The organism is Pseudomonas sp. 008 (genome assembly GCF_016861935.1).
Classification (GTDB): Bacteria; Pseudomonadota; Gammaproteobacteria; order Pseudomonadales; family Pseudomonadaceae; genus Aquipseudomonas.
The window spans coordinates 914,405-927,646 of record NZ_BOMA01000001.1 but is presented as its reverse complement, the minus strand read 5'-3'; the positions used below and the strand labels follow the sequence as shown (position 1 = coordinate 927,646).

Genomic DNA, 13,242 nt, shown 5'->3' with positions numbered 1-13,242 from the left:
TATGACTTTTGTCGGTATGGCTCGTGGTTTGATATTAACTAATCTGTTTTTAACAGGGGCGTTTGTCGGCGTATTAACTTACCCGCGATATTGCCCCGGTGTCGCCGCCAGATGTTGCTTGAACGCCCGCTGAAAATGCGCCTGATCGGCAAACCCGGCTTCCAGTGCTACATCGGCGATCAGCCTGCCGCTGCGCAGTCGATCCCGGGCGAACTGGATGCGCCGGTTGACCAGAAATGCATGGGGCGTCATGCCGTAATGCTGTTTGAACGCGCGGATAAGGTAGGACGGCGACAGTTGCGCCGCTTCGCAAATGTCTTCGAGCTTGAGCTGATGCGTGCAGTTATCGCGGATGTAGTCGGCGGCCCGTTCCAGCTTGAAGTTAGGCTCGCGCAACGGTTGATCTACAGGGTTGAGCCGCTGTTGCACCTCGGTGAAAAACTCCACCGCCGCGCTGTGCTTGCGCAGCACGTCTTGCTGCTGATCGATCAACACCTCGTATACGTTCTTCAGGCCGGCAAACAGCTCGACATCGCGATTGTGGGTGATGGAAAACCGGCGAAACGCCGAATCCTGGCTGAAGCCGAGCTGATGCTGCAAGTCGGTCAGCCAAGGCGTCTCGACGTACAGCATCAGGTACGACCAGGGCTGGTCGTCGATCGGATTGCAGGCATGCACATCGCCGGGGTTCATCAACACCACGGTGCCGGCGCTGACCTGAAACTCCGATTGCTCATGGATGTAGGTGCTGCGCCCGGCGGTGATTGCACCGATGGAAAAGTGTTCGTGGGAATGCCGTGCGTAGCAGACCTCGCGGCCGTCGGCGATGGAGCGGGCTTCGATGAAAGGCAGGGCGTCGTCGCGCCAGAAACGCGGGGCTTTGTCTGCATCTTTGGCGACGGTGTGCTTCATCTCGATGTCCTCGGCGGGCCAGTGCCTGAGTGTATTAGCTCTGGCCGGCAAAGGCTCGTTCCAGTTCGGCTATGTCGAGCTTTTTCATTTGCAGCATCGCTTGCATCGCGCGCTGGGACTTGTGCGTATCGGGGTCTTGCATCATGTGCATCAGCGCGATCGGCACGATCTGCCATGACACGCCGAATTTATCCTTGAGCCAGCCACATTGCTGCGCCTGCACAGGCCCGCCGGCGGACAGGTTGCCCCAGAAGTGGTCGACTTCCTCCTGATTCTGACAATTGACCTGGAACGACACCGCTTCGTTGAAGGTGAACACTGGCCCGCCATTGAGACCGGTGAAGGTCTGGCCATCGAGCTCGAAGCTGACCGTCATCACCGAACCTTCCGGGCGGCCGTGGATTTCCTGACCGGCCTTGCCGTAATGGGTGATGGCGGTGATTTTCGAGTGATCGAAGATCGAGCAATAAAATTTCGCCGCCGTTTCGGCCTGATCGTCAAACCACAGGCAGGGCGTGATTTTTGGAAAGCGTTGCATGGCGGTTGTCCTCGGCAGGTTAAACACACTGGATTATCAGATTAGCCAGTCCGCAGTAGACGGGTGGCGCCGTAGATCGCCAAGTCCGTAGCAGTTGCCGAGCTGCTACGGGACGGGAGCGACCGGTGGTCGATGAACATGGCTTGTGGGTGAAATTGCGCTTAGCTGTAGGGATGACCCAAGGCGCCGCGTAGGTATTTCGCTGCCACAGCGGCGCCCCTTCAGAACACCGTGAGTCTGAGGAAATCAGCCATGCTGACCCTGAATATCAATGGCAAGGACCAGGAACTGGATGTCCCCGCGGACATGCCGTTGCTCTGGGTTCTGCGCGATGTCGCGCACCTGACGGGCACCAAATTCGGTTGCGGCATGGCCCAGTGTGGCGCCTGCACCGTACACGTCGACGGCGCGCCGCTGCGCTCTTGCATCACGCCCGCTACGGCGGTGGCCCACGGGCAGAAAATTCTCACTATCGAAGGCCTGTCCAGCGACGGCTCGCACCCGGTGCAACAGGCCTGGGCCGAACTCGATGTGGTTCAGTGCGGTTATTGCCAGTCCGGGCAGATCATGTCGGCGGCCGCGTTGCTGGCGAAGATCCCCAAGCCTACCGACAGCGACATCGACCAGGCGTTGTCCGGCAACATTTGCCGCTGCGGCACCTACCCAAGAATCCGCGCCGCGGTCAAACGCGCCGCCGAGATCGGGTGAGGCGACGTTGAAGCCACGTTGAAGGGAGTCTGAGCAATGAACAGCATCAACCCTGTCTCGCGTCGCGGTTTTCTCAAGGGCAGTGCCGTGTTGGGTGGCGGTCTGGTGGTGGCGTTTGTCATTCCTGGCGGCCATCGCTTCGCCTTCGGTGCCGAGAGTCAAGGAGAGGTGTTCGCGCCCAATGCCTTTTTACGCATAGGCAACGACAACAGCGTCACTGTGCTGCTCGGCCATTCGGAAATGGGCCAGGGCATCTGGACCGGCCTGACCATGTTGATCGCCGAAGAACTGGACGCCGACTGGTCGAAAATACGCGTCGAACACGCGCCAGCCTCGGCCGCCGAGTATGGCCTGCCGGCGTTTGGCGGGATGCAAATCACCGGCGGTTCGACCTCGACCTGGATGGAGTTCGATCGCTATCGTCAGGCCGGCGCAGCGGCGCGCTTGATGCTGATCGACGCTGCGGCCAAGCGATTCGACATGGCGCCTTCGCAGATCCACACCGAATCGGGCGTGGTCATTGCCGGCGACAAACGCGTCACTTACGGCGAACTGGCGGATGACGCCGGCAAGTTGCCGGTGCCGGATCCAGCCTCGATCAAGTTCAAGGAAGCCAAGGACTGGAAGGTCATCGGCAAACCCACCAAGCGCCTCGATACCCCGGAGAAAATCACCGGGCAGGCCAAGTTCGGCATGGACGTGCAATTCGACGGGCTCATGACTGCGGTGGTCGCTCGGCCGCCAGTGTTCGGTGGCAGCGTCAAATCCTTCGAAGGCGCCGAGGCGCTGGCGGTGCCTGGCGTGCACAAAGTGGTGCAGGTGCCCACGGGGGTCGCGGTGATTGCCGATCATTATTGGGCGGCGAAGCTGGGGCGCGATGCGCTGAAGGTTGTATGGGAACCGGGGCCGAACGCCGGGCTCGACAGCCAGCAACTGCTGGAAAGCTTCCGTAAACTCGCCGCCACCCCCGGCACCTCGGTCAGCCAGGCCGGGGACGCGACGGTGATGTTGGGCAGGGCGGCGAAGACTATCGAGGCCGAATACAGCGTGCCGTACCTGGCCCACGCGCCGATGGAACCCCTCAATTGCACGGTGAAAATCACCAAGGACACATGCGAAATCTGGACCGGCACGCAGTTCCAGACCCTGGATCAGATGATCGCGGGGAAGATCACCGGGCTCAAGCCCGAACAGGTCGAGATCCACACCCAATTCCTCGGTGGCGGCTTCGGGCGTCGGGCCAACCCGACCTCGGATTTTGTCAGCGAGGCGGTGTACGTCGCCAAAGCGGCGGGCGAACCGGTGAAAACCGTCTGGTCCCGAGAGGATGACATTCGCGGCGGTTACTATCGCTCGGCATTCCTGCATCAGGCACGCATCGGGCTGGACGCCGACGGTATGCCGATCGCCTGGAAGCATGTGCTGGTCGGGCAGTCGATCATGGCCGGCACGTCGTTCGAGGCGACCATGGTCAAGGACGGTGTCGACAAAACCTCCGTCGAAGGTGTGGCCGACAGTCCTTATTTTGAGGGGCTGGCCAATCACCTGATCGACCTGCATTCCCCGCAAACCGGCATCAGCGTGTTGTGGTTGCGGTCGGTGGGGCATACCCATACGGCATTCGTCATGGAGTCGTTGATCGATGAGCTGGCAGAGGCGGCCGGCAAGGATCCGGTGGAATACCGACGAACCTTGCTCAAGGCGCATCCACGGCATCTGGGGGTGCTGAATCTGGCGGTGGAGAAAGCCGACTGGAAAGCCCCGTTGCCGGACGGCCACGCATTGGGCGTGGCGGTGCATGAGTCTTTCGGCAGCTACGTCGCCCATGTGGCGGAGGTGTCGCAGGACAACCTGGCGATTCGCGTACACCGGGTGGTGTGTGCGGTGGATTGCGGCATTGCGGTCAACCCGCAGAGCATCGCCGCGCAGATGGAGTCAGGCATCACCTTCGGTCTCGGATTTACCTTGCACAGCAAACTGACGTTCAAGAACGGCCAGGTGCAGCAATCCAATTTTCACGACTATCAGGTGCTGCGCCTGAACGAAATGCCCGTGGTCGAAGTGCATATCGTCCCCAGCACCGACAAACCCGGCGGTATCGGGGAGGTTGGTGTACCGCCCGTGGCGCCGGCCGTGGCGAACGCGGTGTTTGCCCTGACCGGGCAGCGTCTGCGGGAACTGCCGCTGCAACTGTCGGGGGTGTGACATGAAACGACATCTGTTGCTGGGCGCGGTGGTGCTGATCGGGCTGACTGGCTATGCCTCAGACCTGTTCGCTGATGAAAAAGAGGCGCTGAAGGCGTTTGACACGGTACAGAAGGTGTTCCAGAGCCCGCGCTGTCAGAACTGCCATATCCCCGGCGATTCGCCTTTACAGTTCGACGCCGGCAATCCTCACGCGATGAGGGTGGTTCGCGGGATGGATGGCAAAGGGGCGGCCGGTCTGCCGTGTGCCAGTTGCCATGCCGACAGCAATCCGCCCGCCAGTTATGGGCCTCACACACCGCCTGGAGCGCCGCATTGGAGCCTGCCGCCAGCCGCGCACAAAATGGCCTGGATCGGCCTGCCGCCCGACAGGTTGTGCGCAATGATCAAGGACCGTTCCAGTAATGGCGATCGTGATTTTGCGGCACTGATCAAACATGTCAGCGAGGACAAACTGGTGCTCTGGGGCTGGCATCCAGGTGAGGGACGGACGCCGGTGCCGGTGCCCCACGACATTTTCGTCACCCAGTTCAAACTCTGGGCGGACGCTGGAGGGCCGTGTCCGGTGGCGGGTAGCTGACCAGCGGCGCGTTTATAGGGAGTCAAACCGGGTGTGAACGACTCTAACGTTTATATCCATCAAGGGAGTGAGTAATGCTAACCCCAGACAAACCGCTCAAACCCGGCGTGGGCACGCCGAACGTCCTCGACGGCGCCGTGCAGGACCGCGATGTACTGCGCGACCTGGCGCGCAAGGCCGAGCAAGAACTGATGGGCGTGCAGATGGCGAGCATGGATGAGTTGACGCTGCTGTCCAATCGTCATGGCTTCGAGGCTCTGGCCCAATTGGCGCTGGAGGCCTGTCGGCAGTTGGGCCAACCTGCGACCTTGTTGTTTTTCGACCTTGACGACTTCAAGCGCATCAACCGGTTGTATGGGCGTGCCGAGGGCGACAACGCCCTGAAAACCTTTGCCGACGTGCTGCGCATCGCTTTTCGTGAAAGCGATGTGATCGGTCGGCTGGGCAGCGATGAGTTTGCCGCCTTATTGACCGGCGCCAACACGGTGGAGATTGCCGCAATCAGGGCGCGCCTTGAAGAAATACTCGATGAGCGTAATGCCACGGTGCATCGTGGCTATGACATTCGCTTCAGTGTCGGGCAGATCGAGTTTGATGCTCAGCTAACCCAAACGGCGCAAGACCTGCTGGCTCTGGTCGATAAGGCGTTGCGTGCCCGACAGTTCGATGCTCGTCATTCTTGAATGGCGCCTTGCAAAACCGCTGCAACGTGCTCGGCCGTTCGTAACAGCCGACCATCCTCTCTGAACCTTCCGATCATCTGTAGCCCGACAGGCAACATGGCTTGGCCGGGCCTCAGCGGGATGTTCAGTTGCGGCCAGCCAAACGCCCCCCAGAACTTGATGAAATCCGACGGTCCGGTGCTTTCCAGGCCGACCGGCGCGACCATCCCGCAAGAGGCGCCGAGCATGGCGTCGAAGGGGCGGCAAAGCTCGCTCAAGCGTGGGGCAAGATCAGCCAGGCGCGCCTTGGCAGCGGATTCCTGTTGCCAGGTTGTGGTTGCCGCCCGCTCGAACATGGCCAGGGTCGAAGGGCTCAATTGTGTTCGGTGTTGTTGAAACTCCTTTGCCAGCGAGCGGGCACCTTCGCAATCGTTAATCAACTGATGATCGTCGAATACACCGGCAAACTCATCCGGCAGCCGTACATCGCTCACGTGATGGCCGGCGCTGCGCAACTGATCCACCGCCTGTTCCAGGGCAAGGACCACGTCGGGGTCCACTTGATCCCAGCGCGACGTGCGGCAGAACCCCAAGTGCAGCGGACGCCGCTCGATGTCCGGCATCACAAACCCGGGAATCAACACGCGCGCTACCAGGTGCAGGTCGCGCACTGACTGGCCATACCAACCCACGGTGTCGAAGCTCGGCGCCAACGGTTTTACCCCTTCCAGCGACACCAGGCCCAGCGACGGTTTGAAGGCGAAGAGGCCGCAGTAGGATGCCGGTTTGAGCAACGAGCCAGCGGTCTGGGTGCCCAGCGCCAGGGCAAAGAACCCTGCAGCCATCCCGGCCGCCGAGCCAGCGCTGGAGCTGCCCGGCGTTCGCGTAAGGTCGTGGGGATTGCGGGTTGGACCGGTGTGCATGTACGCAAACTCGGTGGTATGGGTCTTGCCCATGATCAGCGCTCCGGCCTGGCGCAGTAGCGTCACGACGTGGGCGTCCCGGGAGGGTTGATGGTCGGTATAAATGGGCGAATAGAACTGCGTGGGGTAGGCCGCGGTGTCGAAAATGTCCTTGATGCCCACGGGGACGCCGGCCAGCAGGCCACGGCCGTTGTGCTGCGCCGCATCGGCGCGGACCTGCAGGGCGTCGAACGAGACAAAAGCCTGGATATCCGGCTCTTGCGCCTGAATGCGCTGAAGAAATGTTTCGGCGATGATGGCGGCGGTAGTTTCGCCATTGACCACCGCTTCACTGAGGGTGGTGGCGTCAAGGGGCGAGCGGATCATTTGGCGAACAACTGATTGATATTTTTGAACGCCTTGAACTCCAGAGCATTGCCGCAGGGATCGAAAAGAAACATCGTGGCTTGTTCGCCCACCAATCCCTGAAACCGGATGCCCGGCTCGATCACGAAGTGTGTACCCAGGGCTTTCAGGCGTTCGGCCAGCGCCTCCCATTCTTCCATCGGCAATACCACGCCGAAATGCGGTACCGGTACGTCGTGGCCATCCACGGCGTTGGTATGGGCGGCTTCCTGAGAAGCGTTTTTCGGGGCCAGATGAATCACCAGTTGATGGCCGAAAAAGTTGAAATCGACCCAGTGATCGCTGGAGCGACCTTCTTCCAGGCCGAACACCTCGCCATAGAAACGCCGGGTAGCGTCCAGATCGTAAACCGGGATGGCCAAATGAAAAGGGGACAGTTGCATCGGATGTGCCTCGACGGGTTGAGCGTTGAGGCTGAGTTTAGTCCTGTGCTTTTTGATTAAAAGACGATAATTTTTGCAGCGAGCTCAAATTATTTCGATCAATTGGGGGCAGTATGCTGCGGGAACTGAAAACCTTCATTGCTGTGACGCGCCATGGCACGTTCGCAGCGGCAGGCATGCACATCGGCCTGACTCAGTCGGCGGTCAGCGCGCAGATCCGCAATCTGGAGCAGGCGTTGGGCATCCGTCTGTTCGATCGCACCGGGCGTCAGGCACTCCTCAATGCCGCAGGGCAGCGAGCGTTGCCGATGGCTCAGGAAATGCTCGAGATCTTCAGTCGCATGGCCGTCAGTGATGACATCAGCGAGTTTCGTGGCGAATTGAAGATCGGCGCGGTGGCCACTGTCCAGACCGGTTTGTTGCCACAGGCGTTGTTGCGACTCAGGCAACAGGCGCCATTGCTGGAGGCGAAACTGGTGCCGGGGGTATCCCTGAACTTGCTGAGCCAGGTGGACACTGGCGAAGTGGACCTGGCGATTCTGATCAAGCCGCCGTTTGAATTACCCAAGGAATTATCGGTGCAAGTCATTCGCCGGGAGCCGTTTGTGCTGATCGTGCCGGCCGACCTTGAGGGGGATGACCCGCTGCAGTTACTCGCCAGCCATCCCCATGTACGCTACGACCGCAATTCATTCGGTGGGCGATTGGTGACGCGTTTTTTGCGCGAGCAGCAGATTGATGTGCAAGTAGCGCTGGAGCTCGACGAGCTGGAAGCGATCGTGAAGATGGTTGAATGTGGACTCGGCGTTTCACTGCTGCCCGAGGCGGGGCTGTGGCTTGAGCATGGGGCGAAGGTCCGGATCATCCAGTTGGGTAAGTTGACGTTTTATCGCGATATCGTCCTTTTACAGCGCTACAGCCAGCGCACACAGCCGATCCAGCAGCTATTCGCCAACTGCCTCACACAAATTGCTGGCTAAAGCAGATGTAGCAGGTATGTGCTGTAAAGAATGTATTTTGGCTCTTGACGACACTAAAACTGTTATTTCTGGCAGTGATGCTTTTTTCAGTTTTCGCACTATCGTGGCCCTATCAAACGGACTCGGCCGTCTGTAGGAATGGTTTGTGGCATTCCTCGGATTGCATGAAACCAACAATTCAGGAGGATGACCGCATGACAGCACAAGCCAGCATGGAGCAAACACCAGGTGATCTGGATTTGGGATTTGCTGAAGTAGGCATGATCAATATTCCGCAAGATTCGTCTCAATGTGTCGTTGAAACAACTGCAGAAAAACTTCTTTACGCGGCTCAAAAAGGCAATTCCCAATGGGTGTATCGTGCCGCGTCTGGTGGCACTCCCGATCGTGATTTCACAACGTTTGAGTGGAGCTTCGCCAAAGGCCAGTTCGAAAAGCCTACACGCTTACTGGCTCGAGAAGACGGCAAATTCCTGTTGATTGGTTACACAGGTAGTGACCCCTTTATCAGGCAGGCTGCGATTACGCAATTCAATGAAGAAGGAAGTCCTAATTTAGTCTTTGGTACAAGAATTTTCCCTTTGCCCGTTGATCCTGTCCCTCCGGGGCAGGGTTTGCAGACCGACGAACCCACGGGATGTCTCACGGCTGACAACCATGTTTTAGTGGGTGCAAGTTACCAATTGTCTGACAACGATGGCATCACCATCGATTCGGCAGGTCGCGTATACAGCCTTGATGATCAAGGTAATCCCGATACCGGTTTTAACGAATCAGGAATGATCGAAGTCAGGTTTAAAGGTCCGATAACGAAGATCCTTAGCCTCTCCGTCTTGCCAGATGGGCGTATTGTTGTGTTTGGGATCGTTGATCGCCCGTCTCAAGAACAATCAAACTCAAGGGCAGCCCTGGCTTGCTATAACCGGGACGGCACGTTGCACAAGGCCTTCGGCATTGACGGTTTTTGGGAAAATGATGATTACACCAATTTTGGCGCGATGGTGCTGGACGGCGACAAGATAGTCATTGTTGCTGTCACGTCGATCAACGACGATGGTAAACGTTATATTTCCGTGCAACGCCTACTGGGTAATGCCACCGCGGATCCGTCCTTTAACGGTGGAAATACCCAAGTGGTTGATCTGGATACCAGCTTTTTAAATATCCCCTCCATCGCCGTACAACCGAATAGAAAAATCGTGGTTGGAGGGAGTGAGGATTTTCCTGCGCAGAAGCTGTACTGGCTACGCATCACAGAAGGCGGTGTGCTCGACGTTTCTTTTGGTCGCTCTGGGGTGGTTCGGGAGCAAACAGGTCGCGTGAGCGACATTATTGTCCAACGCACCGGAAATCGAATCATCATTGCGGCTGATCTGAACTCAGGTGAACGTCCAGGTCCGAAAGTCCTGGGTATCCAGAGCTGACGGTAACCGCTGCTATTTCAGGCATAAAAAAACCCGCCAGAAATGGCGGGTTTTTTAACGGCTAACCGAAGATCACTCTTCGATGTTGCCCATGGCGGTGGTGTTGAAGCCGCCGTCTACGTACATGATTTCGCCGCTGATGCCGGACGCCAGGTCCGAGCACAGGAAAGCGCCGGCGTTGCCGACTTCTTCGATGGTGACGTTACGACGCAGCGGGGTTTGCGCTTCGTTGGCGGCCAGCATTTTGCGGAAGTTCTTGATGCCGGAAGCGGCGAGGGTGCGGATCGGGCCAGCCGATACGCAGTTGACGCGGGTGCCGTCCGGGCCCAGGGAGCCGGCCAGGTAACGTACGCCGGCTTCCAGGGAAGCCTTGGCCATGCCCATGACGTTGTAGTTCGGCATGGTGCGCTCGGCGCCCAGGTACGACAGGGTCAGCAGGCTGCCATTGCGGCCTTTCATCATTTCGCGACCAGCCTTGGCCAGGGCCACGAAGCTGTAGGCGCTGATGTCGTGAGCGATGCGGAAACCTTCACGGGTGGTGGCTTCGGTGAAGTCGCCGTCCAGTTGGTCGCCCGGGGCGAAGCCGACGGAGTGCACGATGCAGTCCAGGCCGTCCCACTTCTTGCTCAACTCTTCGAAGACCTTGGCGATTTCGGCATCGCTGGCCACGTCGCACGGGAAGCACAGCTCAGGGCTCGAACCCCAGCCTTGTGCGAACTCTTCGACACGACCCTTGAGTTTGTCGTTCTGATAAGTGAAGGCAAGCTCAGCGCCCTCGCGATGCATGGCGGCAGCGATGCCGGATGCGATGGACAGCTTGCTGGCGACACCGACGATCAGTACGCGCTTACCGGCGAGAAAACCCATGTGTTGCTCCTCTCTTTCAGGTTTATTGCGCAGTGGCTGGTGCCAGAAAAGCGGCTTCCAGCAACTGCTGTGTATACGGATGTTGGGGGGCGGCAAAGATACTTTGCGCGTCTCCCTGTTCGACCACTTGGCCATGCTTGACCACCATCAGCTGGTGGCTCAGCGCTTTGACGACAGCCAGGTCATGGCTGATAAACAAATACGTCAGGTTGTACTTGGTTTGCAGTGAACGTAGCAGCTCCACCACTTGGCGTTGCACGGTGCGGTCGAGGGCCGAAGTCGGCTCGTCCAGCAGAATCAACGCCGGTTTTAGCACTAAAGCCCGGGCAATGGCGATTCTCTGCCGCTGCCCACCGGAAAATTCATGGGGGTAGCGGTGCCGGGTTTCCGGATCCAGGCCTACCTCCTTGAGTGCCGCAATAATCGCTTGTTCCTGCTCGGCCTCGGTGCCCATCTTGTGGATCCGCAGGCCTTCGCCGACGATCTGGCTCACGCACATCCGTGGGCTCAGGCTGCCGAAAGGGTCCTGGAACACCACCTGCATTTCCCGCCGCAGCGGCCGAACCTGTTGCTGCGTCAGGCAGTCTAGCTGCTTGCCTTCAAAACGGATTGCCCCTTTGCTGCCGATCAGCCGCAAAATCGCCAAACCGAGCGTCGACTTGCCGGAACCGCTTTCTCCCACAATCCCCAGGGTCTGTCCCTGGGGCAGGCTGAAATTGATGCCGTCCACCGCCTTGATGTGGTCGACGGTCTTTTTCAGAAAGCCTTTCTTGATCGGGAACCAGACTTTCAGATCCTCGACTTGCAGCAATGGCGGGCCAATTACATTGGTCGCAGGCTTGCCGCTGGGCTCCGCTGCCAGCAGTTCCCGGGTGTACGGATGCTGCGGCGCGCGGAACAATTCTTCGCACGATGCCTGTTCGACGATGCAACCGCGCTGCATGACACATACGCGATGCGCAATTCTTCGTACAAGGTTCAAATCGTGACTGATCAGTAACAGCGCCATGCCCAGGCGGGCCTGCAATTCCTTGAGCAATTCGAGGATTTTCAGCTGAACAGTCACGTCCAGCGCGGTGGTCGGTTCGTCGGCGATCAGCAGTTCCGGCTCGTTGGCCAGGGCCATGGCGATCATTACCCGTTGGCGCTGGCCACCGGACAATTCGTGGGGCAGGGCCTTGAGACGCTTCTCGGGTTCCGGGATGCCGACCATCTCCAGCAGCTCCAGCGTGCGCCTGGTCGCGACTTTGCCGGTCAGGCCCTTGTGGATGCCCAATACCTCGTTGATCTGCTTCTCGATCGAATGCAGGGGATTGAGCGAGGTCATCGGCTCTTGAAAGATCATCGCGATCCGGTTGCCGCGGATATGGCGGATGGTTTTCTCTTTCAGCTCCAGCAGGTTTCGGTCGGAATAGGTGATGGTGCCGGACGGATGCCGGGCGAGCGGATAGGGCAGCAGCCGCAGGATCGAGTGGGCGGTCACCGATTTGCCGGAGCCGCTTTCACCCACCAGCGCCAGGGTTTCGCCGCGCTTGATGTCGAAGCTGACGCCTTCGACCACCCGCTGAACGTGCTCGCCAACGACAAATTCGACGGCCAGGTCGCGCACTTCGATCAGATTGTCCTGATTCATTTCACTTCCTCGGGTCGAAGGCATCGCGAGCGGACTCGCCGATGAATACCAGCAAACTCAACATCAACGCCAGCACCGCAAACGCACTCATACCGAGCCACGGCGCTTGCAGGTTGGATTTGCCCTGGGCCACCAACTCACCCAGCGACGGGGCGCCCGGCGGCAAACCGAAGCCGAGGAAGTCGAGGGCGGTCAGCGTGCCGATGGCGCCGGTCAGGATGAATGGCATGAAGGTCATGGTCGAGACCATGGCGTTGGGCAAAATGTGGCGGAACATGATCGCACCATTCTGCATGCCCAGCGCCCGGGCCGCGCGTACGTATTCCAGATTCCGCCCGCGCAGGAACTCGGCGCGCACCACATCCACCAGGCTCATCCAAGAGAACAGCAGCATGATCCCCAGCAGCCACCAGAAGTTCGGCTGCACGAAACTGGCAAGGATGATCAGCAGGTACAGCACCGGCAGCCCGGACCAGATCTCCAGAAAACGCTGCCCGGCCAGGTCGACCCAGCCACCATAAAAACCCTGCAAGGCACCGGCGATCACGCCGATGATCGAGCTGAGAATGGTCAGCGTCAAAGCGAACAGCACCGAAATCCGGAAACCGTAAATCACCCGGGCCAACACGTCGCGGCCCTGGTCATCGGTGCCCAGCAGGTTGTCGGCGGACGGCGGCGCGGGGGCCGGGACTTTCAGGTCGTAGTTGATGCTCTGGTAGCTGTAGGGGATTGGCGCCCACACCACCCAGGCGTCCTTGGCCTTGAGCAGTTCGCGGATGTACGGGCTCTTGTAGTTGGCTTCCAGCGGGAATTCGCCGCCGAACGCGGTTTCCGGATAGCGCTTGAGCGCCGGGAAGTACCAGGCGTTGTCGTAATGCACCACCAGTGGTTTGTCGTTGGCGATCAGCTCGGCGCCGAGGCTTGCGCCGAACAGAATCAGAAACAGCCACAACGACCACCAGCCACGCTTGTTGGCCTTGAACAGCTCGAAACGTCGGCGATTGAGAGGGGACAGGTTCATC

General features: G+C 59.2%; 13 protein-coding genes. 6 read left to right on the top strand and 7 right to left on the bottom strand.

The features are described 5' to 3' along the window. Window positions 1–78 precede the first annotated feature (78 nt). Both JUI81_RS03990 and JUI81_RS03985 read right to left on the bottom strand, forming a co-directional pair. Window positions 79–912, bottom strand: a complete 834-nt coding sequence (locus JUI81_RS03990; RefSeq protein WP_204123770.1) for an AraC family transcriptional regulator — start codon at window positions 910–912, stop codon at window positions 79–81. 34 nt (window positions 913–946) lie between these two features. Continuing rightward, window positions 947–1,450 carry a VOC family protein gene (locus JUI81_RS03985; protein WP_018929635.1) on the bottom strand — a complete coding sequence of 168 codons (504 nt, stop codon included), beginning with the start codon at window positions 1,448–1,450 and terminating at the stop codon, window positions 947–949. 252 nt (window positions 1,451–1,702) lie between these two features. On the opposite strand from JUI81_RS03985, the gene JUI81_RS03980 reads away from it, so the two are divergent. The 4 genes from JUI81_RS03980 (at window position 1,703) to JUI81_RS03965 (ending at window position 5,626) form a co-directional block, all read left to right on the top strand. Continuing rightward, window positions 1,703–2,158: a (2Fe-2S)-binding protein gene (locus tag JUI81_RS03980; RefSeq protein ID WP_007937751.1), complete on the top strand. Its 456-nt coding sequence runs from the start codon at window positions 1,703–1,705 to the stop codon at window positions 2,156–2,158. Window positions 2,159–2,194: 36 nt separating this feature from the next. Next, entirely contained in the window at window positions 2,195–4,363 is a 2,169-nt protein-coding gene (locus JUI81_RS03975; protein ID WP_204123769.1) for a xanthine dehydrogenase family protein molybdopterin-binding subunit, read from the top strand. Window position 4,364: 1 nt separating this feature from the next. After that, window positions 4,365–4,943: a hypothetical protein gene (locus tag JUI81_RS03970; RefSeq protein WP_111453535.1), complete on the top strand. Its 579-nt coding sequence runs from the start codon at window positions 4,365–4,367 to the stop codon at window positions 4,941–4,943. Between the two features lie 74 nt (window positions 4,944–5,017). Beyond that, entirely contained in the window at window positions 5,018–5,626 is a 609-nt protein-coding gene (locus tag JUI81_RS03965; protein WP_204123768.1) for a GGDEF domain-containing protein, read from the top strand. Here the strand turns inward: JUI81_RS03965 and JUI81_RS03960 are convergent. Both JUI81_RS03960 and JUI81_RS03955 read right to left on the bottom strand, forming a co-directional pair. Then, window positions 5,617–6,894 (bottom strand): amidase, encoded by a 1,278-nt coding sequence (locus JUI81_RS03960; protein ID WP_204123767.1) that lies wholly within the window; start codon window positions 6,892–6,894, stop codon window positions 5,617–5,619. The genes JUI81_RS03965 and JUI81_RS03960 overlap by 10 nt on opposite strands. Next, entirely contained in the window at window positions 6,891–7,316 is a 426-nt protein-coding gene (locus tag JUI81_RS03955; RefSeq protein ID WP_019579332.1) for a VOC family protein, read from the bottom strand. Before JUI81_RS03955 ends, JUI81_RS03960 begins: the two co-directional genes overlap by 4 nt. Window positions 7,317–7,429: 113 nt before the next feature. On the opposite strand from JUI81_RS03955, the gene JUI81_RS03950 reads away from it, so the two are divergent. Both JUI81_RS03950 and JUI81_RS03945 read left to right on the top strand, forming a co-directional pair. Next, window positions 7,430–8,296: a LysR family transcriptional regulator gene (locus tag JUI81_RS03950; protein WP_204123766.1), complete on the top strand. Its 867-nt coding sequence runs from the start codon at window positions 7,430–7,432 to the stop codon at window positions 8,294–8,296. Window positions 8,297–8,490: 194 nt separating this feature from the next. Continuing rightward, window positions 8,491–9,720, top strand: coding sequence for a hypothetical protein (locus tag JUI81_RS03945; protein ID WP_204123765.1), 1,230 nt, complete (start codon window positions 8,491–8,493; stop codon window positions 9,718–9,720). Between the two features lie 72 nt (window positions 9,721–9,792). Here the strand turns inward: JUI81_RS03945 and fabI are convergent, their stop codons facing one another. The 3 genes from fabI to JUI81_RS03930 are packed head-to-tail and all read right to left on the bottom strand — an operon-like array spanning window position 9,793 to window position 13,241. Next, a complete protein-coding gene (gene fabI, locus JUI81_RS03940; RefSeq protein WP_007937760.1) occupies window positions 9,793–10,587 on the bottom strand; it encodes an enoyl-ACP reductase FabI in 795 nt (264 codons plus the stop codon). A gap of 22 nt (window positions 10,588–10,609) precedes the next feature. Further along, a complete protein-coding gene (locus JUI81_RS03935) occupies window positions 10,610–12,220 on the bottom strand; it encodes an ABC transporter ATP-binding protein (protein ID WP_018929627.1) in 1,611 nt (536 codons plus the stop codon). Window position 12,221: 1 nt separating this feature from the next. Next, the gene (locus JUI81_RS03930; RefSeq protein ID WP_007906755.1) at window positions 12,222–13,241 is read right to left on the bottom strand and encodes an ABC transporter permease; all 1,020 of its coding nucleotides are present in this window, start codon (window positions 13,239–13,241) and stop codon (window positions 12,222–12,224) included. Window position 13,242 lies beyond the last annotated feature (1 nt).

Bases quoted from the DNA above. Each gene is read 5' to 3' on its own strand.
- JUI81_RS03990 (WP_204123770.1), bottom strand. From the start codon at position 912: ATGAAGCACACCGTCGCCAAAGATGCAGACAAAGCCCCGCGTTTCTGG.
- JUI81_RS03985 (WP_018929635.1), bottom strand. From the start codon at position 1,450: ATGCAACGCTTTCCAAAAATCACGCCCTGCCTGTGGTTTGACGATCAG.
- JUI81_RS03980 (WP_007937751.1), top strand. From the start codon at position 1,703: ATGCTGACCCTGAATATCAATGGCAAGGACCAGGAACTGGATGTCCCC.
- JUI81_RS03975 (WP_204123769.1), top strand. From the start codon at position 2,195: ATGAACAGCATCAACCCTGTCTCGCGTCGCGGTTTTCTCAAGGGCAGT.
- JUI81_RS03970 (WP_111453535.1), top strand. From the start codon at position 4,365: ATGAAACGACATCTGTTGCTGGGCGCGGTGGTGCTGATCGGGCTGACT.
- JUI81_RS03965 (WP_204123768.1), top strand. From the start codon at position 5,018: ATGCTAACCCCAGACAAACCGCTCAAACCCGGCGTGGGCACGCCGAAC.
- JUI81_RS03960 (WP_204123767.1), bottom strand. From the start codon at position 6,894: ATGATCCGCTCGCCCCTTGACGCCACCACCCTCAGTGAAGCGGTGGTC.
- JUI81_RS03955 (WP_019579332.1), bottom strand. From the start codon at position 7,316: ATGCAACTGTCCCCTTTTCATTTGGCCATCCCGGTTTACGATCTGGAC.
- JUI81_RS03950 (WP_204123766.1), top strand. From the start codon at position 7,430: ATGCTGCGGGAACTGAAAACCTTCATTGCTGTGACGCGCCATGGCACG.
- JUI81_RS03945 (WP_204123765.1), top strand. From the start codon at position 8,491: ATGACAGCACAAGCCAGCATGGAGCAAACACCAGGTGATCTGGATTTG.
- fabI (WP_007937760.1), bottom strand. From the start codon at position 10,587: ATGGGTTTTCTCGCCGGTAAGCGCGTACTGATCGTCGGTGTCGCCAGC.
- JUI81_RS03935 (WP_018929627.1), bottom strand. From the start codon at position 12,220: ATGAATCAGGACAATCTGATCGAAGTGCGCGACCTGGCCGTCGAATTT.
- JUI81_RS03930 (WP_007906755.1), bottom strand. From the start codon at position 13,241: ATGAACCTGTCCCCTCTCAATCGCCGACGTTTCGAGCTGTTCAAGGCC.